This window comes from Magnetovibrio sp. (genome assembly GCF_036568125.1).
Taxonomy (GTDB): Bacteria; Pseudomonadota; Alphaproteobacteria; order Rhodospirillales; family Magnetovibrionaceae; genus Magnetovibrio.
On record NZ_DATCTF010000019.1, the window covers coordinates 204,292 to 227,506 of the forward strand.

20 protein-coding genes are annotated in these 23,215 nt (G+C 58.1%); 3 read left to right on the plus strand and 17 right to left on the minus strand.

Features of this window, described 5'->3' with window-relative positions; all coding sequences use genetic code 11:
* Position 1: 1 nt before the first annotated feature.
* The 12 genes from VIN96_RS16220 to VIN96_RS16275 all read right to left on the minus strand — a co-directional run bounded on the left by VIN96_RS16220 (position 2) and on the right by VIN96_RS16275 (position 15,787).
* The gene (locus VIN96_RS16220) at positions 2 to 427 is read right to left on the minus strand and encodes a universal stress protein (protein ID WP_331897656.1); all 426 of its coding nucleotides are present in this window, start codon (positions 425 to 427) and stop codon (positions 2 to 4) included.
* Positions 428 to 429: 2 nt separating this feature from the next.
* Positions 430 to 2,538 carry a TRAP transporter permease gene (locus VIN96_RS16225; protein WP_331897658.1) on the minus strand — a complete coding sequence of 703 codons (2,109 nt, stop codon included), beginning with the start codon at positions 2,536 to 2,538 and terminating at the stop codon, positions 430 to 432.
* A 100-nt stretch (positions 2,539 to 2,638) separates the two neighbouring features.
* Positions 2,639 to 3,664 carry a TAXI family TRAP transporter solute-binding subunit gene (locus VIN96_RS16230; RefSeq protein ID WP_331897659.1) on the minus strand — a complete coding sequence of 342 codons (1,026 nt, stop codon included), beginning with the start codon at positions 3,662 to 3,664 and terminating at the stop codon, positions 2,639 to 2,641.
* 189 nt (positions 3,665 to 3,853) lie between these two features.
* Positions 3,854 to 5,239, minus strand: coding sequence for a sigma-54 dependent transcriptional regulator (locus VIN96_RS16235; RefSeq protein ID WP_331897661.1), 1,386 nt, complete (start codon positions 5,237 to 5,239; stop codon positions 3,854 to 3,856).
* Positions 5,232 to 7,010, minus strand: a complete 1,779-nt coding sequence (locus VIN96_RS16240) for a sensor histidine kinase (RefSeq protein ID WP_331897663.1) — start codon at positions 7,008 to 7,010, stop codon at positions 5,232 to 5,234. Before VIN96_RS16240 ends, VIN96_RS16235 begins: the two co-directional genes overlap by 8 nt.
* 18 nt (positions 7,011 to 7,028) lie before the next feature.
* A complete protein-coding gene (locus VIN96_RS16245) occupies positions 7,029 to 8,018 on the minus strand; it encodes an NAD(P)H-dependent glycerol-3-phosphate dehydrogenase (RefSeq protein WP_331897664.1) in 990 nt (329 codons plus the stop codon).
* Between the two features lie 47 nt (positions 8,019 to 8,065).
* Complete coding sequence (locus VIN96_RS16250) at positions 8,066 to 8,920, minus strand: ABC transporter permease (RefSeq protein WP_331897665.1); 855 nt, start codon at positions 8,918 to 8,920, stop codon at positions 8,066 to 8,068.
* 9 nt (positions 8,921 to 8,929) lie between these two features.
* Entirely contained in the window at positions 8,930 to 9,793 is an 864-nt protein-coding gene (locus VIN96_RS16255; RefSeq protein WP_331897666.1) for an ABC transporter permease, read from the minus strand.
* Positions 9,790 to 10,935: an ABC transporter ATP-binding protein gene (locus tag VIN96_RS16260; protein ID WP_331897667.1), complete on the minus strand. Its 1,146-nt coding sequence runs from the start codon at positions 10,933 to 10,935 to the stop codon at positions 9,790 to 9,792. Before VIN96_RS16260 ends, VIN96_RS16255 begins: the two co-directional genes overlap by 4 nt.
* Before the next feature lie 105 nt (positions 10,936 to 11,040).
* Positions 11,041 to 12,117, minus strand: coding sequence for an extracellular solute-binding protein (locus VIN96_RS16265; protein ID WP_331897669.1), 1,077 nt, complete (start codon positions 12,115 to 12,117; stop codon positions 11,041 to 11,043).
* Positions 12,118 to 12,604: 487 nt separating this feature from the next.
* Positions 12,605 to 12,820: a hypothetical protein gene (locus VIN96_RS16270; protein WP_331897671.1), complete on the minus strand. Its 216-nt coding sequence runs from the start codon at positions 12,818 to 12,820 to the stop codon at positions 12,605 to 12,607.
* 81 nt (positions 12,821 to 12,901) lie between these two features.
* A complete protein-coding gene (locus VIN96_RS16275) occupies positions 12,902 to 15,787 on the minus strand; it encodes a hypothetical protein (protein WP_331897672.1) in 2,886 nt (961 codons plus the stop codon).
* Positions 15,788 to 16,129: 342 nt separating this feature from the next.
* Here VIN96_RS16275 and VIN96_RS16280 point away from each other — a divergent pair, with 342 nt between their 5' ends.
* The 3 genes from VIN96_RS16280 (at position 16,130) to VIN96_RS16290 (ending at position 18,478) form a co-directional block, all read left to right on the plus strand.
* Entirely contained in the window at positions 16,130 to 16,633 is a 504-nt protein-coding gene (locus VIN96_RS16280) for a DUF4402 domain-containing protein (RefSeq protein WP_331897674.1), read from the plus strand.
* A 192-nt stretch (positions 16,634 to 16,825) separates the two neighbouring features.
* Positions 16,826 to 17,485 carry a DUF4402 domain-containing protein gene (locus tag VIN96_RS16285; RefSeq protein WP_331897676.1) on the plus strand — a complete coding sequence of 220 codons (660 nt, stop codon included), beginning with the start codon at positions 16,826 to 16,828 and terminating at the stop codon, positions 17,483 to 17,485.
* Between the two features lie 117 nt (positions 17,486 to 17,602).
* A complete protein-coding gene (locus VIN96_RS16290; protein WP_331897677.1) occupies positions 17,603 to 18,478 on the plus strand; it encodes a fimbrial biogenesis chaperone in 876 nt (291 codons plus the stop codon).
* A gap of 11 nt (positions 18,479 to 18,489) precedes the next feature.
* Here VIN96_RS16290 and VIN96_RS16295 read toward each other — a convergent pair whose 3' ends face one another.
* The 5 genes from VIN96_RS16295 to VIN96_RS16315 all read right to left on the minus strand — a co-directional run bounded on the left by VIN96_RS16295 (position 18,490) and on the right by VIN96_RS16315 (position 23,067).
* Positions 18,490 to 18,948 carry a DUF4402 domain-containing protein gene (locus VIN96_RS16295; protein ID WP_331897678.1) on the minus strand — a complete coding sequence of 153 codons (459 nt, stop codon included), beginning with the start codon at positions 18,946 to 18,948 and terminating at the stop codon, positions 18,490 to 18,492.
* A 192-nt stretch (positions 18,949 to 19,140) separates the two neighbouring features.
* Positions 19,141 to 19,458 carry a Flp family type IVb pilin gene (locus VIN96_RS16300; protein WP_331897680.1) on the minus strand — a complete coding sequence of 106 codons (318 nt, stop codon included), beginning with the start codon at positions 19,456 to 19,458 and terminating at the stop codon, positions 19,141 to 19,143.
* Positions 19,455 to 20,774: a hypothetical protein gene (locus VIN96_RS16305; RefSeq protein WP_331897682.1), complete on the minus strand. Its 1,320-nt coding sequence runs from the start codon at positions 20,772 to 20,774 to the stop codon at positions 19,455 to 19,457. The genes VIN96_RS16300 and VIN96_RS16305 overlap by 4 nt, the downstream gene beginning before the upstream one ends.
* A 167-nt stretch (positions 20,775 to 20,941) precedes the next feature.
* Positions 20,942 to 21,610, minus strand: a complete 669-nt coding sequence (locus VIN96_RS16310) for a hypothetical protein (RefSeq protein WP_331897684.1) — start codon at positions 21,608 to 21,610, stop codon at positions 20,942 to 20,944.
* A 53-nt stretch (positions 21,611 to 21,663) separates the two neighbouring features.
* Positions 21,664 to 23,067: a diguanylate cyclase domain-containing protein gene (locus VIN96_RS16315; RefSeq protein WP_331897686.1), complete on the minus strand. Its 1,404-nt coding sequence runs from the start codon at positions 23,065 to 23,067 to the stop codon at positions 21,664 to 21,666.
* Positions 23,068 to 23,215: the final 148 nt, after the last annotated feature.

Consider the following 23,215-nt stretch of genomic DNA (forward strand, 5'->3'; position numbering starts at 1 on the left):
TTTAAAGGCGCACCACAAACACCGACATCGGCGCGTGACGCACGACCTTGGCGGCATTGCTGCCCAGCAGGTAGTCGCCCAGTTCGGGTTTGTGCGAGGCGATCACGATCACATCGGCCTGCCACTTTTTCGCTTCGTGCAAAATCTCGTGATAGACCGCACCCTCGACAACGCGCAGGGATACCTTGATGTCGTCGGGAATGCTGGCTTTCAACAAATCCGTCAAGCGTGCCTCGACGTCATGCACCGTGTCCATCTCGACGCTTTGCGGCAGGTACGGCGCGACCATCGAGCTGATGGGCGGCACCACGGTGACGGCATGGATCTCACCTTGCCAATGACGCGCCATTTCAACGGCGATGGAAATGACCTTGTCGTTGCTGGCGACGTGCCCCAAATCGATGGGCAGCAAAATTCGGCGGTACATGATTATCCCTCCAGCGTTTTCGCTTGGCGCACATTCACGGCGAACAAAATAGCGAACAACACCAAGCCCGCCACATGTATGGTTATGGAGGTCGGCCACAACAGCAACACTCCTGCCACGCCGACGCCGAGACGTGACAGCAGATCGAGGCGGTTTTCCAGATAGCCTTGAATTGCACCGGTCAGCGCATACAGTCCAACCAGGGCGAAGGCGAAGATCAACAAGACGTCGACGATTGGCCCGCCAAGGAACGGCGTGTAGGCGAACAGCAACGGCATCACATAAAGTCCCTTGGCGATTTTCCACGCCGTCATCCCGGTCTGCATCGGCGGGGTTTTGGCGATCGCGGCGGCGGTGAACGCCGTCAAGCAAACCGGCGGGGTGACGTTGGAATCCTGGCTCAGCCAAAACACGATCATGTGCGCCGACAGCAGCGCAAACGTCAACGTGTCGGCGCTTAAGGCCTGTTCGCGAAACGCACCCATCAAGTCCGGCGGCACCATGGCGAGAATGGCTTGAGCGCTTTCCACCGACATCGCCGAGCCCAGGTTGGCCGCTTGCTCTGGCGCGGCCAGCATCAAGATCGCCTTGGCGGTTTCGGAAACCGTCCCATCGGCGATGGCGTGCACCAATTGGCTTTCGGTGATGAGACTGAACAACGCCGGCGCCGACAAGGTACCCAAAACAATGTAGGCCGCCGTCACCGGCAACCCCATACCCAACACCAGCGACGCGATGGCGATCAACACCACCGCGATCAGCAGGCTGTTGCCAGCCCATTGGGAAATCATCAACGAAAATGTGTTGCCGATGCCTGCCGTGGCGATGACGTTGACGATCAACCCGACGCTGCACAGCAACACCGCCGTCATGATCATATTGCGCGCGCCCAGCGCCAACGCTTCCATTATCGCCTTCACACCCATTTTGTTGGGCGTTAACCAAGACGCGACGACGATGGCCAAAATGCTGATGCCGGCTGCATAGGTCGGCGTGTAGCCATAAACCAACAACCCGATCAAAACCGTAATCGGCAGCAAGAAGGGCAGGCCGCCGCGCTTTAAGACTTCACTGGCCTTGATGCCATCATCCACCGGCACGACGTTGCTGCGCTTGGCTTCCACCCGCACGAAAAACGCCACGGTGGCGAAGTACAAAACTGCCGGAAGGATGCTGACCAACACAATCGTGGTGTAGGGAATCTGCGTATAGCTGGCCATCACGAACGCACCGGCACCCATGATCGGCGGCATCAACTGACCTCCGGTTGAAGCCGCGGCCTCGACCCCGGCGGCGAATTTCGGCGGGAAGCCCGCTTTCTTCATCAGCGGAATGGTGATGACCCCGGTGGATGCGGTATTGGCCACGGCAGAGCCGGAAATGGTGCCCGTCAAACCGGAAGCGAACACCGCCACCAAACCCGGACCGCCGACCGTTTTACCCGCCACCGCGCGGGCCAAGTCGATGACAAAGTCGCCCGCGCCCGAACGCACCAAGAATGCGCCGAACAAAATGAACATGAACACGAAGGTCGAGGAAATCCGCGCGATGTTGCCGAACAGTCCATCGTCGCCATAAATGCTGCGAAACAAAATGGTTTCCGCGGACAATCCGGAAAACGAAAAAATGCCGCCGATCTCTGCGCCCCACCAACCGACGTAGCTGAGCGCAACCACAATCAAAATCGGAATGATCCAGCCTGTGGTACGGCGGGTCAGTTCGATGGCGGACAAGATCAAGATGATGCCGAACACCCACTCGGTGGTGCTCAGACGTACACCGCGTTCGTAAATCGCGTCTTCCATCGAAATCATGTAGATGGCCGAAAAGGCGATCAACAGGCCAAAGGCGATATCGAAAAGCAGAACCATGCGTCCCGCCCATCGTTCATGGGTGTGCACGGATGGATGCAGCAAAACGCACAACAAGCCAAAACCGGCGAAGTGCAACGCGTTCTGCCACAACGTCGGCAGAATGGTGAAAATGTTAAAATAAATATGCAACAGCGAGATGGCCACGCCCAACGCCATCAGCACCAAGGCCAAGAGCCCATGGTCGCGACGGAAACCTGTATCCGGCTCGTCGATTTCAATGTGTGTCTGCTCGCTCATCTTCCCCTGCCCCTCATCAGATGACCACCCAGCCCCCATCGACTGCCGCCACGAAAATATGTGGCGACAGTCAGTGTGGGAGATCCGTCTTCTTCTGTTTTTATTTGGCGATCAGGCTATCGGGAATTTCGATGCCGACTTCGCGGTAGTATTTTGCCGCACCGGGGTGCAACGGCATGGGCAGACCGGCGATGGCCTTGGAAATATCCATGGCTTTGGTTGCCGAGTGGATGGCGTTCAAGAACGGCAGGTTTTCATAGAACGTCTTGGTGATCTTGTAGACCGCGTCTTCATCAACGTCCGCGTTCACCGCCAAGAAGTTCGGCTGCGCGATGGTGGTGACGTCTTTGTCCAAGCCGGGATAGGTGCCCGCCTTGATCGTAAACGGCGTCCACAGGCCCAACTCGCCATTGGCTTTTTTGACCTGTTCGGGGGTGAAACCCAACAGCGTCACTTTGTCGCCCATGGAAGCGAAGACCTTGGTCACCGCACCGGTGGGCACGCCTGCGGGCGTACCGATACCCGCCACCTGACCGTTCTGCAAAGCATCGCCGCTGGGGCCATAGCCGCCATAGACCAGGTTGTAATCTTTTTCGATGTCGATGCCGAGGTTGCCGAGAAGCGTCTTGTTGGAACCGATGGTGCCCGAGTTTTTGGTCCCCAGCGCCATCGACTGGCCCTTGAGATTCATCAAATCGTCAGCCGTACCGGTCTTGGCGAATTCCTTGAGCACCGTGAACTGCTCGACGTTCTGCCACAACATGGTCACGGATCGCATGTTCTTTTGCGGACCATCGGCAGCAACCGGGCCGACGCCTTTCCAAGCGTAGTACCCGTAAAGGCCTTGCAAAATGGCGAATTGAACTTCGTTTTCGCGCAACAACTTGACGTTTTCGCCGGAGCCCGCGGAGTTGATCGCGGACATGCCGATTTTTTCTTTCGGCTGCAGCTTGACCTTGACCAACGTGGACAGCGCCACGCCGACCGGATAATAGGTGCCGCCGGTGCTGGCGGTCGCCAGCAGATAGTTACGAGCTTCCGCGGCCTGAACCGTAGCGGTGGCCGCGACGGAAGCGCACAAGGTCGCAACCGCAATCGCGCCTTTGTATTTGCCGATGAATGACATAGTCAGTCTCCCATGCTTTTGATTTTATAATTTGGCCGCTTTTGCGGCCTCTCCCGCCGTTGCCATCGCAAAAGCCGGGCCAACACAGAAAACAATTAGACAATTGATTTTACTGAATATTATCATGGCGAGGCCGCGCTATCGGCAATGAACCGCCGACAAGGGCCCTTTTAATCGGCGAAAATCCGCCTATTCGACCTTGTCCGGATGACGCGCCAAGGCGTACTTCATCATCTTTTCGTTCAGCGTGCGCCGGGGGATCGCCAAGTCCTCCATCACGGCGGAGATATTGCCGCCGTGACGCGTCAAGGCTTCTTGCAGCAAGTTCTTTTCATACAGGCGCACCTGTTCGGCCAGCGACAATTTGCCATCCGCAACCACCTGCTCGTCGGCATTGAGAAGATGGGCCAAACGATCTTCAAGCGGAAGCGACGACAACACGAAGCGTTCGGCGACGTTCTTCAACTCGCGGACATTGCCGGACCAATCGTGGGCCATCATCGCCGCGTATCCGACGGCGTCCAGTATGGGCACCTCGCGCCCATAGGCATCGCCGGCCAAATTCGAAAACAGCTTGAACAACAGCCCGATGTCTTCACGCCGGGCATTTAACGCCGGGATTTTGAGCGCGATCGTGCTGATGCGATAAAACAGGTCCTTGCGCAGCCGCCCCGACTGTACGGCTTCTTCCGGGTCTTCTTGAATGGCCGCGACCAAGCGGAACGACACGGGAATTTCTTTATTGCTGCCGAGCGGCACCACCACGTGTTCTTCCAGGGCGCGCAGCAGCTTGCCTTGCACGTCCATGGGCGTGCTGGTCAGTTCGTCCAAAAACAAGGTGCCGCCGTTGGCCGCTTCCAGCTTGCCTTGACGGCAGGCTTGCGCGCCGGTAAAGGCGCCCCGGGTGTGGCCGAAAAACTCGCTTTCCGCCATTTGCGTCGGGATGGCGGCGCAGTTGACGGCGATAAAGGGACCATCGGGATTGGGGCCCAAGTCATGCAAGCAGCGCGCGACGACCTCTTTGCCGCTGCCGGTTGGACCGCTGATCAGCACCGAAGCGTTCGTCGGGGCGAAATCGACGATTTCGCGTTTCAAGCGCCGCATTTCCGGACTGTGGCCGACCAAGCGCCCGTCCAGTCCTTCCGAAGCCGCCAAATCTCGCATCAAGTTACGATTGTCGAGCACCAGTGCACGTTTTTCCTGCGCCCGTTGCACGATGTCGAGCAGGTGTTCCGGGGCAAACGGTTTTTCGATGAAATCATACGCGCCTGCGCGCATGGCCTGCACAGCCAAGGCAATGTCGCCGTGGCCCGTCACCAAGATCACCGGGATGTCGGGATCGCACTCACGCACCCGGCTTTGCAGTTCGATCCCATCCATGCCCGGCATTTTGATGTCGGACACCAGCACCCCGCGAAACCCCTGATCGATGCGTTCCAACGCGGCCGAGGCGCGGGTGAAATCGTGGACCTCGAACCCGGCCAGTTCCAGCCATTGACGGGTGGCGTCGCGCATCGACTTTTCGTCATCGACGAGGAATATCAGACCCGAGTTCTGCGGCATGTCGTCAGTCATTGTCTTTCTCGTACAAAGGCAGCTTCACCACGAACACCGCGCCGCCGGACGGCGCGTTGGCGACGCGAATGTCACCTTCCAAGTCGGTCACGATACCATAGGTGATCGATAAACCCAGCCCCACGCCGTCGCCGACTTCCTTGGTGGTGAAGAACGGATCGAACAGGCGCTCTTGCACGTCGCTCCCGACGCCTTCGCCGGTGTCTTCGACGGTGATTTTGGCGTGCGTCTCGGATCGTTCCAGCGTCAAGGCAACCTTTCGTTCCGCCCGGCCACGGACCGCATCCAGGGCGTTGCGCAGCAGATTGATGAAAATCTGTTCCAGACGCACGATGTCGGCTTTGACGATCACCGGGCTGTCCGGCATCTCGACCACCAATTCGCTCTCGTCTTCGATGGCCTGTAGCTGCATGATCTTTTCGACATTGACGATGGCGTCGCGCACATCGAGCGGATCGAGGCGCACCGGTGCTTTGCGGGCAAAGGTCTTCAACTGTCCGGTGATCACGCCCATGCGTTCGGTCAACGCCGAAATTTCTCCGAGCGTCTTGTCGAGGTTTGCGCTCATGCCCTTTTCCAGCATCAACCGTGCGCTGGCGCTGAAGGTCCGGATCGCGGCGATGGGCTGATTGATTTCGTGCGCGATCGCCGCCGACATCTTGCCCAGTGCCGCCAGCTTTCCGGCTTGCACCAGCTCCGCCTGGGTTTCGCGCAACACCGCTTCGGCGCTGCGGCGTTCTTCGATTTCCAGTTCAAGCTGTTGGTTGATGGCAGAAAACTTTTCGGCTTCGCGCGCGCGGCGGCGCGAAATGATCTTTTGTTCGCGTTCGCGCCAATACAGCAACAGCGTCGCAAGCAAGATCAAAACCGCACCGCCCAGCAGCAACGTCGCTTGTCGGCGCTCTTCGACGCGCTGGACGGGCGACAGATAATGCAGCCGCCAACCCAAATCGTTCAGGGCACGCGACGCATGCAGGTAGCGCCGCCCGTCGATCGCGACGCTGTCCGCGTCGGCGATGGCCCCGTACTTGATGTTCAAAACATCCAGGCTTTGCCCTCGGTACTGCTGCTGTTCGTGAATCAGGGTCCTCGTGCCATCCGACAACGGGGCCAGGGTGCGAAAATTCCACCGCTCCTGGCTGGACAGAAAGATCACCCCATTGTGGTCGGATACGAACACCGTTTCACCACCGTCGCGCCAATCGTGCTGTAGCGGGCTAAGGTCGATTTTCACCACCGCCACGCCGACGATGCCGTGTTTGTTCCGCACCGGGTGAGACATGAAATATCCCGGTTCCCCTGTGGTCGCGCCGATGGCGAAAAAGCCGCCTTCGCCTCCTTGCATGGCGTCGTGAAAATAGGGCCGAAACGAATAATTGCGGCCCACGAAACTCAGGGGCTCTTGCCAGTTGGACGCCGCCACCGTGGTGCCTTCCGTGTCCATGACGAACAAAGCATCGGTACCCGACTTGGCGTTGATTGCGACCAGCGCACGACTGGCGTTCGCCGACGTGTCGTCGCTGTGCATGGGATTGGACAACAGCGCTTTCACGCTGTCGTCGCGGGCGACGAGAAACGGCAGATAGCGATATTTCGCCAATGCCGCATGCAGCGTGCTTTGGTAAAGATTCAGGCGCTCCTTCGCCACCGCGCCCAGATCATCGACCACCACGCGATCGGACCAGATGCTGCCTTGCCAAACGGCCATGACCGCCAAGATCATGACCGCCAGAGCGAACAATGCCGGTTTTACGATTGCGACCTTTGCCACGCTCACGCCCCTGCGCGTTTATTCGTTGACCAACGGGCGCGACAGCAAACCGTGGATGATCGCGTCCAAGTCGGCATCTACGGTGAGCACCGCTTCGACCGCCAGGCAGATCGGCATATCGACCATATTGCGCCGCGCCAGTTCGGCGACCGTGTCGGCGTTGTGCACTCCTTCGGCGACGGTTTTGCGTCCCGCCAGAATGTGTTCCAACGTCTCGCCTTGGCCCAACCGATAGCCGACCGAAAAATTACGCGATTGCATGGCATTGCAGGTCAAAGTCAAATCGCCCAATCCCGACAGGCCCATCAAGGTGTGGCTTTTTGCGCCCAACACCATGCCCAGCGCATTGATTTCCGCAAGCCCGCGGGTGATCAGCGCGGCGCGGGCGTTGTCGCCCAGGCCCTTGCCAGTGACGATGCCGCACGCGATGGCGAGGACATTTTTGGTCGCCCCGCCCAATTGCGCGCCGACGATGTCGTCACTGACGTAGGTGCGAAAATGCGGCGAGGCCAAGGCCTGAGCCAAGCGTTCCGCGACGCCGGTGTCGGGGCACGCGACCAAGGTCGCGGCGGGCAAATCGCGGGCGATTTCGGCGGCGAACGTCGGCCCGCCCATGGTGGCGATGACGGCGTCCGGACCAAGGCAATCGCGAACCACGTCGGCCATCAGTTTGCAGGTGTCTTGCTCGACGCCCTTGGAACAGATCAAGGCCGGAACCCCAGTTTTCCAGTGGGCGGCGGCTTGGGATACGACCGAGCGCAAAAACGCGGTCGGCACCGCGATCAACACCGCATCGTTATCGCAGACCGCGGCGAAATCCCGGGTCGCGCGGATGTTCGGGTCAAGCGGCACTTCGCACAGATAGGTGTTGTTGGTGTGGCGCGAATTGATCTCTTCGACGACTTCGGACTCATAGGACCAAATCGTGACCTCGCGTCCCGCACGGGCCGCCACGGTGGCCATGGCGGTACCGAATGCCCCTGCGCCGATAATACCGATCTTTTGCATTTACAGTCCCTCGCTCTTTAAGCCTTGCGCGCCAGGGATGATCGGGATCAATCCTTCTCGCGCTGTACAAACACGCTCAGCAACGCCAAGCCGCCCGATACCGCCATCAACAGCAACGATAGCGCATTCAGTTCCGGTGTCGAGCCTTCGCGCAAGCGCCCGTACATGGCGATGGTCAAAGGCTGATCGGACCCAACCAGCATCAAGGTGGTGTTGAAGTTTTCAAACGACATCAAAAATGCCACGATCGCCGCACCGATGATGGCTGGCTTCAAATACGGCAGCGTGACCGTCCACACCGCCGTCAGACGCGACGCGCCCAAGCTTTGCGCAGCCTCTTCCAAGGCGGTGTCGAACTTGCGCAGTCTCGCCGCGATCACCAAGGTGGTGATGGTGGCAATGAACGAAAATTGGCCGACAATCACCAAGAAGGTGCTGGGGCGCAAAAATTCCACATCGATGCCAAAACTGTTTTCCAACCAGTTGGCGATGGTGCTGGAAAACACCAAAATGGAAATGCCCAAGATCACCCCCGGCACCACCAACGGCAACAACATCAGCATATACAGAAAGCTCTTGAACGGAAAATCGCGACGTTCGAACAAAAACGCATTGGTCGTGCCCACCGCAACCGACAGCACCGTCACCCAGCAGGCAATGAAAAACGACGTCCAGATGCTTTCCAGCAAGCGCCCGTCGTGAAACAAGCCCAATCGCGGTTCCGTTGGGTTAAAGAACCAATCCATGGTAAAGCCGCCCCACGGCAGCGACGGAAACATCGAATCGTTAAACGCAAAGATCGCGACCACCGCCAGCGGCATCACCAGATAAACGAAGAACATCACGATGTAGGCGGCGTACATCGCGCGAAAGCTTTTCGGTTGGGGGATTGAAGGGATCATGACACGCTCCTACCCCATGGTTTCTGTGAGAGTTTGACGACTGAGCTTCAACCCCGTCCACACGATCAGCGATGACAGACCCAGCAGCAAGAACCCGAACGCCGCGCCCAGTTCCCAGTTAAACCGGGTGATGAACTGGGTGTAGATCTGCGCCGTAAACCACAAATTGTCTTTGCCGCCCAGCAGCACCGGCGTCAGATAGTTGCCCAGCGTTAGCATGAACACCACGATACAGCCCGACACGATGCCCGGCATGGCGTGGGGAATGATGATGGTGCGCAACACTGAAAAAGCGTTGCCGCCCAGATCGTAACCCGCTTCGACTTGCGCATCTTCGAGGCTGTCGAGCGTGGTCACCAGCGGCACCACCATAAACAGCATCGAGGTGTAGACTAGGCCGACCATGATGGTGGCGTCGTTATAAAGCATCTCCACCGGCCCGTCGGCAAGCCCCACCCATTGCAACAGATTGCTGAATACGCCCGATTCCCGCAGCAGAATCATCCAGCCGAAGGTGCGCACCAACTCGCTGACCCAAAACGGCACCAGACACAGCAGAAACAAGAACGCCTTGAGCCGTCCGCGCAGCATTTTCGCAATGTAATACGATACCGGAAAGCTGATCAGCAGCGTTAGCGCCGTGGCCAACGTCGACATGATTGCGGTGCGCGCGAAGGTGCGCCAATAAAGCGGTTCGGTGAAAAATTCGGTGTAGTTGGCGAAACTGAATTCGTAAGTCCGCAACGCGACGCGTTCGCGCAAGGAGATGGCGAACATGTCGGCGTGGGGCAAGATGATCAGGCCGATCAACCACACCAGCAGCGGCGCCAACAACAAAAACAAGCTGAGTTGAGTGGCGGCTCTTAAGTTCATATCGCGCCCCCGTCGTCCTCGGCCCCGTCACCCGTGGCGGCGAACGCCTTGGCTTGGGCCATGCCCCAACCGAGATAGACGTGCTGGCCGCGATTGAGCGTCGAGAATTCGCCCGTTTGCGGCAGCGCCACATCGAGCTCGCCGCCGGTGGCGCGGTCGCGGATCAGGGCGCGGGAATTTGCGCCGTTGAACAGGATGCTCACCAGTTCGCCTTCGATGCGGTTTTCCATGGCGGAGATCCGCTCGGCGCTTTCGGCCAACACCACCGATTCCGGACGGACGAAAATATTTACCTCGGTGCCGGCATTCAGGGCGACATCGCCTGCTGGCGTGGCAAGCAGCTCAACGCCGTCGGACGATACGACCTTAACGCCGTCCTTGTCGGCCCGCTCGACCGTGCCGTGCCAGCGGTTGCTGTCGCCGACGAAACCCGCGACGAACGCCGTGGTGGGATGGTAATAGAGTTCTTGCGGGGTGCCGATTTGTTCAAACCGCCCGGCGTTCATCACCGCGACGTGGTTGGACATGACCAACGCTTCGGACTGATCGTGGGTGATGTAAACGAAGGTGGTTTCGAACTGATCCTGCATTTTTTTCAGTTCGACCTTCATGTGTTCGCGCAATTTCAAATCCAGCGCGCCCAACGGCTCGTCCAACAACAATGCCGCCGGTTCCAACACCAAGCACCGGGCAATAGCGACGCGCTGTTTTTGGCCGCCCGACAGTTGCTTGATGGCCTTGTCGCCCGAGGTGGGCAGATCGATGCGTTCCAACGCGGATTTCACTTTCTCGGCGATTTCGTGTTTCGGCAGGCCTTTGCGCACCAGACCGTAGGCGATATTTTCCGCCACGCTCATCATCGGAAACAACGCTAGGTGTTGAAACACCATGTTCACCGGACGCTTGTTCGGCGGCACGTCGAGAACCGAACTGCCCTTAATCAAGATATCGCCGGAGGTGGGATGATCGAAGCCCGCCATCATGCGCAAGATGGTGGTCTTGCCGCAGCCGCTGGGGCCCAAAATGGAAAAGAAGTCGCCTTGCGGAACGCCAAACGAAACGTTGTCGACGGCGGTAAAGCTGCCATAACGGCGCACCAAATTGCGGCATTCCAGATCATAGCTTTCGACGGTGTCAGACATCGGTCCCCCGGGGCGTTCAGGCAAAACAAAAAATGGCTCAATAAATAAGACAGTGGCGCGGGACGTAAAAACGCCCCGCGCCAATCCTAGGCTTGAAAGCTCAGATCACTTCGCCGCTTGCACGCGGTCGAGGACTTTGCCTTCCATGTCTTCCAAACCGGCAGGAACCGGCGGATACCATTTGATGTTGTCGATGGCCGCAGCCGAGAACGTGTCTTGATAGACTTTGCGCTTGGCTTCGGTGACATACATGTCGCCATCCTTGGCGGCGGTGAAGTTACCGGCCGCTTCGGTGATCATGGCCGCGATTTTGGGCTGCATCACAAAGTTGATCCACTTGTAAGCAGCGTCTTCGGCCTTGGTCTTTTTCGGCAACGCGAAGGTGTCGATCCAACCCAGCGCACCGGAAGTCGGAGCGATGGTTTTCACTTCAGGCTTTTCCGCGTTCACTTTCCAGCCCGAGCCGTCCCATGCCATGGCGGCGACGACTTCGTCGGAACGAATCAGGTTGATCAACGCATCCCCACCCGTCCAGTAAGCTTTGACGTTGGATTTACATTCGATCAGCTTGGCCTGAACCTTGTCGAGGATATCTTGGTACTTGGCCTTGTCGTTGTAGGCCGCAAACGGATCCATGCCCATGGAGAACGCAAACGCGATCAAGGTCGGACGTTTCATGCGATACGTCACTTTGCCCGCGTATTTGGGGTTGCACAGATCCAAGTAGTCTTTGACATCAGGCGCTTTGGTGGTGTTAACCGTCAGCGCGCTGGTGCCCCACACATGAGGAACGCCATAGACCGCGCCGTTCAACGAGGTGTTTTTCTTGGTGCCTTCGAGCATCGACGGAATCATCTGCGCGGCATTGATCTTAGCCAGATCGATGGGTTTGTAGATGTCGTATTCCGCCTGCGCGCTGGTGATGCGGTCCTGAGACGGTTGGGCGAGATCGAAGCCCGCGCCGCCGGTGGCGCGCAGCTTGGAGATCATTTCTTCGTTATTGGAGTTGGTCACTTCGACGTCAATGCCGGTTTCGGCCTTGAACATTTCGACGACCTTTTCCGGAGCATACCCGCCCCAGGTGAGAAGACGCAGCGTTTCGGCCTGCGCCGAGGCGGCTGCCAGAATCAGTCCGGTGCTCACCAGAACGCCGGTGAGAAAGTGGGTTTTGGGTTTGAACATTTGGAACTCCTCCCAAAAGTGGAAATTACTCATTGCACGCATACGGCCCGCTTTGCTCACGCTGACGTGATGCAAAAACAGACTCTGTGAAATCCGCCGGGTGTCGCCATTAGGGATGAGGCCCCGGATCTAACGATTGTGTGTGTCAATTGTTCGTTGGGTAAAGGCAGCCCTCTGCAGTATCCCCTAGTCCTGCGTTCCTCCGTGACCGGCATCTCGCGCAACCACACGTGAGCAACCGATCCACCCGCCTATTAGCGTATGTCCGAGAATGAGCATTGGCAACCGCAATATGGTATTTTTCTGGGGTGAGCTGTTGAAACCCAACGGTTTTTAGAAATGAAGACTCGACGTTTTTCACGCCGGGCATCTTCTCAGGTCCATGTTGCACGGATATGACGACGCAAGGATTAGGGTCATCCAACGCCCCGCATCAATAATCGTACAAATTGTGCAGCAGAGCCCTTCTATAGAGAGCTCCCCCCGCTCAGAATTTTTTGATCGTTTTGAAGACCTGCTCATGGAGCGCGAACGCGCCTTCCATCCGTTCCGACCACACGCGGTGTTCCGGGTGATCGCCGCCAATCGACGACAGATCGTATTCCAAGGCTTCCAACAACAGCGAAGCGATTTCGTGCTTCTTTTCCTCACACGCGATTTTGTGGGCGGCAATGATCTTATCACTCAAGCGTCGGCTTAACATCACGCACCTCCTGCGTTCCATCTCCACCTTTCAGTGTAGCACATCAACGCCCTTTGCACGGGGCGCTATTTGCAGGGGGACTTATTTCAAGACGAAATCCTGGCCGCTGACGATGGTGCCGCCACCGTCGATTTGAATGGTGCGTTCGGTGTCGACGCTGAGTTCCAGACTTTGCAACTGCTCCGGCGAGACGCGTAGCGTGTAGAGCCCCGGCGCGACGAAATCGAACAGGAAGAAGCCGTCGTATGCGGTTTCCAACTCGCGTACCACGGTGCCGTCTTCTTTCAACAGTTGCACCACTACACCCGACACGCTGCCGGGTCCTTCTTTCCAGATGCGAAACACCGATCCATCGATTTCGCCGGTGGACACGATGGGGAAATCGAATCGTCCCGTGGTGCCGGGACGTGGCACCATGCGCACGCCACCCGGATGGGCAATCCAATACGGATCGCCCAGCGTCGCGACATCGACCTTCAAGTCCATTTCGCGGTATGGCTCCAGGCCGTTGACGTAGGCGTAACCGTCCTTGTCGGTGCGCCCTTTCAACGGCGCATCGTTGGCGGTGAAGCCGATGCCTTCAAGCGGCTCGTCGCCATCGGAAAACACACCATTGTCATCGTTGTCCAAGAATACCCTCGACGCCACGGCGCCCTTGTTGGCGATGTTGCCGCGCGCCATGTCGATGGAACCGGTGTTGGGGTCGCGGGTCAGGGAAAAGTTCAACGTCAGCTTCGCGACCATTTCCCGCGCACTGGTGTAGTCGAACGCCAAGCCCGCCAACAGTTGATCAAACGACGAGTTCACGCCCAGGGAATACGCCGTGCCGGGGGTGTCGCCCAAGGTACGGGTGACGTTCGCGCTGCCTTGGTAGGTCTTATTGATCGACCAATCGCCGCTGAGCGACATGGAGCTGATTTCTTTCAGCGGTGCAATGGAATAGCCGACCAAACCGCGCACGCGAAACGCATCGATACGCCCGCCAACCAGCAACGAACCGCTGGCGCTTTTGTCGATGCTGCCATCGGCGCTGCGGTTGTAGGCCACGTTCAAGGAATTGGTCACCGAGGCCGGCCCGATGGCCTGGGACATGCGATTGGTCAGGCGCGTTTCGGTGGCCTTGGACTCGCGCACCGAATGTTCCAGCGTGATGCCGAACGGGATGCGGGGAATCACCGATTCGGGGATTGAACCATCCAGGCGCAGCTTCGACACGCTGGTCAAAGGATCGCCGCTGCTGGCGATGTATTCGCTGAAATAATCGTAATAGCGGTCATGCTGACCAATCACGCTGACGCCCGCCACGGAGGTTTGCGCCGACAACCGCCCCGCCGTTCCGCCGCCCTGGCGCTTGGTGACTTCGGCACGGGTATAGATATCGCCCAATGACGTGCCCGCGCTGAGACCGACATAGCGTTGCTGACCGCTTTCGTCGGGAACGATCGAGGCGTTGGCGCCAATGGAAATGTTTTTCGAGATCCCCAATTGCGCTTCGCCGAACATGCGCATGTCGCCGTCGACGTCCTTGACGGTGTTTCTTTTTTTATAGAGCAGGCGCTTGTCGTGTTGGGCGCCGCTGACGCGAAACTGCACCTCGCCGGGCTTGACCAAGGTCTCGCCGACACGGAACTGCTGAATCTCTTCGCGGGTCTGGCCTTGCGGTCCGTAGAACACCAGCTTCACCACGTTGACGCCGAACAACAGCGGCACGTCGCCAAAGCTGTATCGGCCATCGACGGAACTGGCCTGAAACGCGATCAGCACTTCATTGCGGTACAACTCGACTTCCCAGCCGATCGGCAAATCACCGTCGAGGGTGATCTTGTCGAATTCAGTCGGACTTCCGAGCGGCTTGGACGACACCTTGAACCCACGTCCCAACTGGGTGCGCGCCACCAATGGAATTTCCGGGGTGTAAATATCGCCCACGGACATTTCCGTGATCGGGGTTTTGCCCAGGCTCTCACCGAAGACCTTGCCGTTTGGATCCTTGCGTTCGAACTTCAGGCGGGTGCCCGTGACCTTGTCTTTACTGGTGCCGGCGACAAACAGTTCCGCGTTGGCGTAACCCAGGTCAGCCGACGACAACAGGTTGTAGTCGGTAAAAAAGCTGGCGCTGGCGCCGCGTGGTTTGTTGAGGCGGGTGCTGGTATCCAAACTCAGCATCGGCCAGTCCGCCAATTTGTGCGGGATAATGGCTTCCGGTAAATCTTGAGTTTGCTTTTTCGCCCCGAACATCCGTTTGCGATATTCGTCGCGAGCCAGCTTGCGTTCCACCGCAAGCGGTTCGCGGGACTGAACCTCGACGGTCAGCTTGGAGACCTCGAACCGAATATCGAGCGGGAACCACTTCGACAACAACCGAATATCGACAAAAATATCGTCGGGGTGCAATTCCACCAACCCCGCGTCGAAGGTCGATTGACGCCCTTCGACCACCACGTTGGCGCGGCGCACATTTAGGTAAAACAGTTTGTTTTCTTGAATGAACCAGCCGTTGGCGGTGCCCGCGGCCGGATCGACGCCGATGGGAAACTCCAAAACTTCCGCCACGTCGCGCAGCGGCAGCAACAGGCTGGAACCGTTCAGGTAACCGAGCATGGCGTCGGCGAGAATCTCGCCGCCCAGACGCATTTCCAAAAGCAGCATTTCGTCGTCAGAGCGATGCACGATTTTACTGGCATCGGGATCGAAGTCGTCGTTTGCCGTGTCGGCAGCGGCCCCGCTGTCCGGTGCGGTTAGATTGCGTCCATCGACCTCCAGTCCCAAAGCGTCGGCATTTCGGTTGCCAGCGCCTTCGTCTGTCATGGTCACGGGCGGCACCGGTGATGCCACCGGCGGCGGCGGTTCTGGCGCTTGCGCCAGCGCGCACGTGGGCGACCCTGCCCAGAGGCAAACGGCAAAGCCGAATCCGAGCAAGGTGAGGGGAACGTTTTTATGGGTGCGGTATCCGCTCAGTCGCCTCATGTGCGCTCAATCTAACCGACGGAACTGACATCTAGCTGACAGAATTTTGCAGAGGACTTTTCTGCATCGATGGGTGTGCGCAGGAAAACCTGAATACCTCCTGTGAGTTACGGACGCCTATGAAATTCCTTAAAAAAGTATTTACTGAAATAAAAGTGTAATTCGCCGTTTCTTGTCAGGTTGATGTCAGGAAGCGCGTGTATAAGCGGTGCAACAAGTGCTCTTGAAAAATGCAGAAGCAGATCAAAACAAAGCAGTTACAACGTGTGGCAATGGAAGCAGAAGCTTGAGCCGAACGTACACTAGATGAAACCTAGGCGGCCCATGCTAAAAGGATTTTTTATGAGCTACACGACCAAGATTTCCGCGATTGCCGCGCTGGCGGCAATTGCTTTCACCGGCACTCAGGCCCTGGCGGCCAACAGCGCAAGTGGTTCCGCTAGCGCGACCATCGCCTCTCCGATCTCCATCGCTGAAACCACCGGATTGAGCTTCGGTTCCGTCACCGCTTCCGCGACGGCCGGCACCGTTGTGGTCGCCCCTGCGGGCACCGTGACCTATGGCGGCGGTGTCGCCAACTTCGGCGGCGGTGCCGTTCCGGCGGCATTCTTGGTGTCCGGCGCGGTCAACACCGCGTTCTCCGTCACCATCGATCCGTCCGCCACGCTGAGCAGCGGCGCCAACACGATGACGGTCGACACCTTCGCGACCAACCTCACCGGTGGCGCGGGCACGTTGTCCGCTACGGGCACCGCGACCGTAAACGTCGGCGCGACCTTGAACGTTTCCGCGAACCAACCTGCAGGCGCCTATACGGGTACCTACAACATCACCGTGAACTACTAAGCGGCTGATTTGATTTAGCACGGGTTTCGCGTTTCATCGCGATCGAGCGGGAGCAACTTGTTGTTCCCGCTCGATATGCATTTCCGCCAGACCTGTTGAAAGCGCGTTTTCCGAGAATCATATCGAAAATGCGGCCGGTTTGAGGGTATAGTTGAAAGAACGCTTCAAACCACACTCCGTTTGACTGACGACATGAGGCTACCTGACGTGTTCGGGCAACGCACATATTCCAGATCCGTCACAATCGCCGTGGCCGTTTTGGCCGTGGAGGTTGCCGTCGGTGTGCCGTTGATCGTCGATGCGGCGGGAACCAGTGGGGTTGCATCCGTCGAGGTGGTGGCATCGCCGTCGACGCTGGGGGCCCTTTCTAATTTTCAAATCGGCGTGCAACGGCCGGCCTCGGGCTCGACCGTGATCAACGTTTCGCCCGACAACATTCAAATGCAAACGGCCAGCGGTCAGACGGACAACGGCCTGGGACGTATGCAACCGGCTTTGTTCAGCATTTCCGGCATTCCCGACCAGACATTCTCGATCAGCGTGCCGCAGCCGGGTTCAGCGACGTCCAAACAAGGCAAGGTGCAATTCGTTTCCTTCGAACACAATGCCGGCACCACGCCGACCATCGGCGCGGACGGCACGGCGGTGTTTGCTGTCGGCGCGCAAGTTAAATTCACCGAGTTTCTGCAACTGGACTTAACCATGGACACCGGTCCGGGCGGGGAACCCAATATTTCACAGGCTGACCCAAACGGCACACCTGCCGAAAAAGTCGGCATGCCCAAGGTCAATCCTTTCGGCGTGCAAGCCGTTTCAAACGGCTTTCTTAACATTCTCGTTTCCTACAACTGATTGACAAACCCGCCAGCCCCCATCACAAATTGTTAGCGCCTTAGCGCAAGACTGGACATCGGTCCGAACCAGATGCGCCCCGGATGCGACCATGAGACTGTAAGGATAATGGATACCATGATGAAACGGGTTTTGCTTTGGCTGGCGTTCTTATCAGCGGGGGCCGCGATCGCTGGTCCGCTCTCCGCCCAAGCGCAAGGCGGTGGCGATCTCGTGGTATCGCCCACCCGCGTGGTGTTCGAAGATCGCACCCGGTCAGCCAAGGTAACCTTGGCCAATCGCGGCAGTGCGACGGCGACCTTCCGCATCTCCTTGATTGACATGAGCATGGACGACAATGGACAGATGAGCCAAGCCGTGCCCGGAGAAACCCCGCCGTCTTCGATCCCGTCTTCGGCCCAGGATCTGATCCGCTACGCGCCGCGTCAGATCGACATTGCCCCAGGCGCCACCCAAGTGGTGCGTTTGTCGTTGCGCAAACCCGCCAATCTGGCCGACGGCGAATATCGCTCTCACATGTTCTTTCGCGCTGTGCCACCCGAAGACGCCGGTCGGAGCGTCACCGACGACACGCCGCTGGAAAAGGGCGAACTGCGCATTCAACTGGTCCCGATCTACGGCGTCACCATTCCCATCATCGTGCGCAATGGAAAGCTGAGCACCGACGCGGGGATGAGCAATCTGGTACTGAGCGCTGCCACCGACACCGAGCCGCAGAAACTGGAAATCGAGCTGACCCGCGCGGGCGACCGTTCGGCTTTTGGCGACTTGATGGCAATCTACCGCCCCGCCAATGGTGGCGAGGAAATCGTTGTCGGACGCATAAGCCGCGTCGCGGTCTACACCCCCAACACCAAGCGCCGGGTCGTCATGACGTTGCGCGTGCCCGATGGCGTAACCCTCAAACCGGGCGGCACCCTTCATGTCAATTACCGCGAAACGGATGAAGAGGGCGGCAAGGTGCTGGCAGAGTCCGATCTTGCATTAAACTGAGGATCCAGCCTCTACTGGGGGTCCACGTATACGGTGAAATCGCCGCTGTATTCTCCGCCCGCCTGACCGGTAGGAATATTCAACGTCGCGCCCATCTTCAGCGTCAACTTACCCCTTCCATCCAACTGCGCAGCACCGGCCGGCGGACTGGACACGAAATTCGTCAACAGCGCCGAACCGGCGGGGCCACTTACCGTCACGGTCGTGGGTAGGGTGATGAAGACGGTGGCATTTTTCCGCCCTTCGATCTTGAATTCGGCTGCGCGCGGGTTGCCGTCCAGATGAACGGCGGTGCCGCCGGTGGTCAAGATACCATCGGGGCTGACCGTCGCCGTTCCCGGCCCGGCATAACTGCTGGCGATGGTGGAAAATTTCAGTTCCTGTTTCTCGCGGATCTCGATTTCGTCGCGATCGTCGTGATCGTCATCGCCCTTGTCTTTACCCGCCCACGCGCTGTGCGGCTGGCCCAAACACAGCCCTAAACACAGAACGCCAAACGCCAACAATAACCATCTGGACGAACGAAACCGCCTGGGAGAATCTACCTCACAGGTGTGTCCGGCGGCCCATTGCAAAGATGGTTCGAAATCGAACTTCATTGTAGCCAGAGTATCTCATACCTGCGACTTCAAGGCGATACCTTTAGCACGAAAACCACACCTTTAGTCGTCGTGCTCGTGGTCGTCGTCGCCCTCATCGTCGTCGCCGTGGTCATCGTCGTCGTCACCATGACCGTCGTCTCCGGAGTCATCGGAATTGTCGCTGCCTTCACTGTCGTCGCCGCTGCTGGCGCCACCGCCACCATTGTCGATCGCCGAGGCCAGTTCGTTCAAAGGATTGTAGATGTTGGATCCCAACAGCGGCAAAGCAAACAACAGCGAGCCCGAAATCATGACGATGATGACGCCATATTCAATGGCCGTAACCCCGTCTTCGTTGCGGCAAAAAGTCTTCGCCCTTGCCCACACCCCAGTCATCATTGGACTTCTCCCAATGCTTCGAGATTAAGTTGCGCTTGTTTGTAACCCTGATCGGCAGCCAATCGATACCACCGGCGCGCTTCCTCAACGTCGGCCCCGACACCCTTGCCGAATTGATACATCACGCCGATTTTGTTTTGCGCCCGAGCCGAACCCTGCGACGCGGCGTTCCTGTACCACTCCATAGCCAGGCCATAATCCTTATCCACACCACGCCCCGCCTGGTACATGAAGCCTAGATTTTCCTGAGCCTTGGCGTCGCCTTGCTCGGCGGCTTTTTGGTACCACGACACGGCGGCGACATCGTCGATTTCGGTGCCATAGCCGAATTGATACATAACGCCGAGGCTTCGTTGCGCCGGACCAAAGCCTTGCAGAGCGGCAGTTTTCAGCAGGTTGAAGGCTTGCCCCTGATCCTCTTCGACACCTTCGCCTCTTCGGTAAAGACGCGCCAACGCCGTTTGCGCCCGGGCATAACCGCTTGTTGCCGCTTGTCGATACAGGTCTGCCGCACGTTCCGCATCCTGCTCTACGCCTAGGCCTTTTAGGTAGAGAACACCGAGACTGTATTGAGACCGGGCGAACCCCTGGTCCGCAGCTTTTTGATACCAACGCGCCGCCCGCGCCGAATCTCTTTCCACACCGGTCCCCGCCAGATAGAGGTCGGCGAGATTGTCTTGCGCACGCACGTCGCCTTGGTCCGCCGCTGCCAGATACCAATCCCTGGCAGCCGCGAAATCACGGCTGATGCCACGGCCTTTTTCATAGCGTAAGGCCACCCGGCGTTGCGCCACGGCATCGCCGGCTTTGGCTTTGTCCAAAAGCTCCGCAAAGTTTTCGTTGTCCTGCTCGAGGCTTTGCTTGAGGCCTGCTTCGACCTCTTGCCATTTTTGTACCGCCGCCGGGTCCGGCTCCACGGATGTGTAATGGTGATACAGATCCTGAAAAGCCGCCAGTTCGCCTCCGTGCGCGGCCCTGCCCAGCCACATGATGGCGTCTGGATACGACAACGCCACGCCCTCGGCGCGCAGATGCATCAGGCCGAGTTTGCGCTGCGCCTTTGCATTTCCGCCTTTGGCGGCCTTGCTGTACCAAGCCGCCGCCAAACTGTAGTTATGCAAAACTCCGCGCCCCTGCATATGCAGGTCGCCCATTTTCAATTGAGCGATGGCATCGCCGGAGCGGGCGGTTTTCAATAGGCTCTGGACATCGACGGACGCTAAGCTTGCGTGTTGCGCAGCAGATGCCGACGTTTGCGCATCGGCTTCCCCTATGTGCAACCAAGACGCACATACGAGCGTGACCAACGCCGTCATCTGAAGGCATAAATAGGTTGTTCTAAAACTGCCCATGAGATCCCCAAATGCAATTCATCACCAACTCTATATCTTGGGGGATGATATAGGCTCTGCGCGGAATATGAAAGTCCCACAACCATTAATTAGTAAGATGAATTGCCGGCATCGATTTGTTTATAAATGAGTTACCAGTTACCACAGGCGCCAGATGCGTCATATGCACCGCCTGGCTTATCTATCAGAGCGTGTTGCGCATCGATCTCTTTGTGGAACTGCGTCGTGAGTTGGTTCACGACCTTTTGCAATACGCGTTGCGCTTCGGCCTGACCGCTCTGCATGGTATGGACCACACGAGGGCTGAACCCAGTCATTGCTTTTGCCAGATCGCGTTTGAGGATCTTGGCGTACTTGCGCACGCCTTCGCGGTTGACGCGTACATGCTCCATTTCGTGTTTGAGCACCGTGGTGTACTGACAACTGCCCCGCGCGTATTCCTTGGGAACTTGAATGTCGAGCATACTGTGGCCGAAGCTGACGTCGACGCGATCGACTGTCATGCACGTGCGCCCACCCTGCTGGTAGCCGCGAAAGCCGATGTTAAGCGACGTCTCAACCTCGCTTTGCGTCAAGCCCAACACCAAATTGTTACGCTTAAGCAAACCGTGTGCCTTGGCTTTGGAGTTGATCTGGTGGAGGCTTGAGGTTGTCACCACCTTGGGCGCCGGGTCAATCAGGCGAACCTCGACCAAAGTGCTGTATTGCGCTGCGCAGACCGCCGCCGACACGCTGGAGGCGCTGCACAGCACCCCAACCGACACCACGATTCCAAGCGTACGCGAAGCAAACATCATCATGCCGTCTAAATAAGCATGATTGGGGCGGAAAGAAAGGCTGATGTGCAGGACGCTCAAACGACGCGCAGGTTCGCCACGTTGGTGTTTTTTTCCATGTACATATTCTTATCGGCTAAATTCACCAGACGCTCGACATCGTCGGCATCTTCGGGGAACCGCGCAACGCCCACAGAGGCCTGCACAATATGTTCCCGTTCGCCCAGCTTCATGGGGCGGTTAAGGCATGTATGCAGCTTTTTCAAAACGCCATCCAAAGTCGAAGCGTCCGTGACGCCCGGCAAAACGATCACGAATTCGTCACCGCCCACGCGGGCCACGGTGTCTGACTTTCGGGTCAACGCCATCAGTCGCTCACCGACCTCGACCAACACCTTGTCGCCAACATGGTGGCCGAACTCGTCATTGATCGGTTTAAAGCCATCCAAATCGATATACAGCAGCGTAAAACCGAATTTGGAACGGTCGCCGAGCGCCGCCAACTGGTTCAGGCGGTCATACATCAAACGCCGATTGGGCAAACGGGTCAGATGATCGTGCAGCGCCAAATCGCGATTGCGCCGTTCCAGCGACAGCAGAGAATACACCAGTCCGCCAAAGATCAGCGCCACGACGATGCCAATACCGCGCACCGCAAGCGAGGTTTTGTCCGATGCCCCCCATCCGGCTGCGGGTGCCGCCGCCATCTGCCACGCGCCGTTCGGCAATGTCACAGTTTGCGTTACCACACCAGGGGTGGAAAACAACTCCGCATTGCCGAGGAATACGTCACCCTCCGCACCGAGGCCATCCTTGCCCCTGAGCGCAACGTTCAAATCACCGACCCGCGCCGCCACGCCCGCTGTCGAAAACAGCGATGGCGTGTCCATGACGATCGCCGCAATGCCCCAAAATTTAGGCGGTACGACGGGATATGCCGTCCGGTCTTGCACGTAGATCGGTGTCCGCGCGATCAGTCCTTCGCCGCCCTGGACCAGTTTGAGCGGACCGGCAACGATGGTGTTGCCCAAATCGATGGCCCGCTGAATGGCCGGCCACTGCTGCGCGTTTTCACGGTAGTTGAGCCCCAACGCCCGTTCATTGCCCGCAAGGGGATAAATGAATTCGATGACATTGTCCGGCGCTAGGGCGAGATTGCGAATGTGACGGCCCGCCGTCACCATCTCCATCGCCAGTGGTTCGAAATCGTTCCAGGTCAGATCGGGATGCGTGGCGACATAACTGATCATGCCGCGGGTCAAATAGAGCGTCGAATTGATTTCGCCTTCGAGGCGTGCGCGGATCAGTGACAGTTCCTCGACCACGTCGGCGCGCTCTTGATCGATGGCTTTGCCGGTGCTGAGAGAAGCGACGAACTCGGTCACTGCCAACACGAATACGACCACCGCCAGCGCAAACACGATGCGGGCGCCACGCCCGAACTCTTCAAGCCATCTCAGTACGGTGTCTCTGACCTGCATCCCGCTTCATCCCAACAGCGTCTTACAGATAGCTTAGAGTGATTATAACACAGGCGACATAAGGGATTTGTACTATATGGTCGGCTGTCTTGGGTGCCCGCCATGGATTGATGCGCGCCGATGTCCGGTTTATGGTCTTGATACGAAA

Excerpts from the sequence above, each read along its gene's own strand:
- VIN96_RS16260 (WP_331897667.1), bottom strand. The coding sequence starts at position 10,935 with ATGTCTGACACCGTCGAAAGCTATGATCTGGAATGCCGCAATTTGGTG.
- VIN96_RS16315 (WP_331897686.1), bottom strand. The coding sequence starts at position 23,067 with ATGCAGGTCAGAGACACCGTACTGAGATGGCTTGAAGAGTTCGGGCGT.
- VIN96_RS16280 (WP_331897674.1), top strand. The coding sequence starts at position 16,130 with ATGAGCTACACGACCAAGATTTCCGCGATTGCCGCGCTGGCGGCAATT.
- VIN96_RS16220 (WP_331897656.1), bottom strand. The coding sequence starts at position 427 with ATGTACCGCCGAATTTTGCTGCCCATCGATTTGGGGCACGTCGCCAGC.
- VIN96_RS16270 (WP_331897671.1), bottom strand. The coding sequence starts at position 12,820 with ATGTTAAGCCGACGCTTGAGTGATAAGATCATTGCCGCCCACAAAATC.
- VIN96_RS16275 (WP_331897672.1), bottom strand. The coding sequence starts at position 15,787 with ATGAGGCGACTGAGCGGATACCGCACCCATAAAAACGTTCCCCTCACC.
- VIN96_RS16255 (WP_331897666.1), bottom strand. The coding sequence starts at position 9,793 with ATGAACTTAAGAGCCGCCACTCAACTCAGCTTGTTTTTGTTGTTGGCG.
- VIN96_RS16245 (WP_331897664.1), bottom strand. The coding sequence starts at position 8,018 with ATGCAAAAGATCGGTATTATCGGCGCAGGGGCATTCGGTACCGCCATG.
- VIN96_RS16300 (WP_331897680.1), bottom strand. The coding sequence starts at position 19,458 with ATGATGACTGGGGTGTGGGCAAGGGCGAAGACTTTTTGCCGCAACGAA.
- VIN96_RS16265 (WP_331897669.1), bottom strand. The coding sequence starts at position 12,117 with ATGTTCAAACCCAAAACCCACTTTCTCACCGGCGTTCTGGTGAGCACC.
- VIN96_RS16230 (WP_331897659.1), bottom strand. The coding sequence starts at position 3,664 with ATGTCATTCATCGGCAAATACAAAGGCGCGATTGCGGTTGCGACCTTG.
- VIN96_RS16305 (WP_331897682.1), bottom strand. The coding sequence starts at position 20,774 with ATGACGGCGTTGGTCACGCTCGTATGTGCGTCTTGGTTGCACATAGGG.
- VIN96_RS16310 (WP_331897684.1), bottom strand. The coding sequence starts at position 21,610 with ATGATGATGTTTGCTTCGCGTACGCTTGGAATCGTGGTGTCGGTTGGG.
- VIN96_RS16285 (WP_331897676.1), top strand. The coding sequence starts at position 16,826 with ATGAGGCTACCTGACGTGTTCGGGCAACGCACATATTCCAGATCCGTC.
- VIN96_RS16225 (WP_331897658.1), bottom strand. The coding sequence starts at position 2,538 with ATGAGCGAGCAGACACACATTGAAATCGACGAGCCGGATACAGGTTTC.
- VIN96_RS16235 (WP_331897661.1), bottom strand. The coding sequence starts at position 5,239 with ATGACTGACGACATGCCGCAGAACTCGGGTCTGATATTCCTCGTCGAT.
- VIN96_RS16290 (WP_331897677.1), top strand. The coding sequence starts at position 17,603 with ATGATGAAACGGGTTTTGCTTTGGCTGGCGTTCTTATCAGCGGGGGCC.
- VIN96_RS16250 (WP_331897665.1), bottom strand. The coding sequence starts at position 8,920 with ATGATCCCTTCAATCCCCCAACCGAAAAGCTTTCGCGCGATGTACGCC.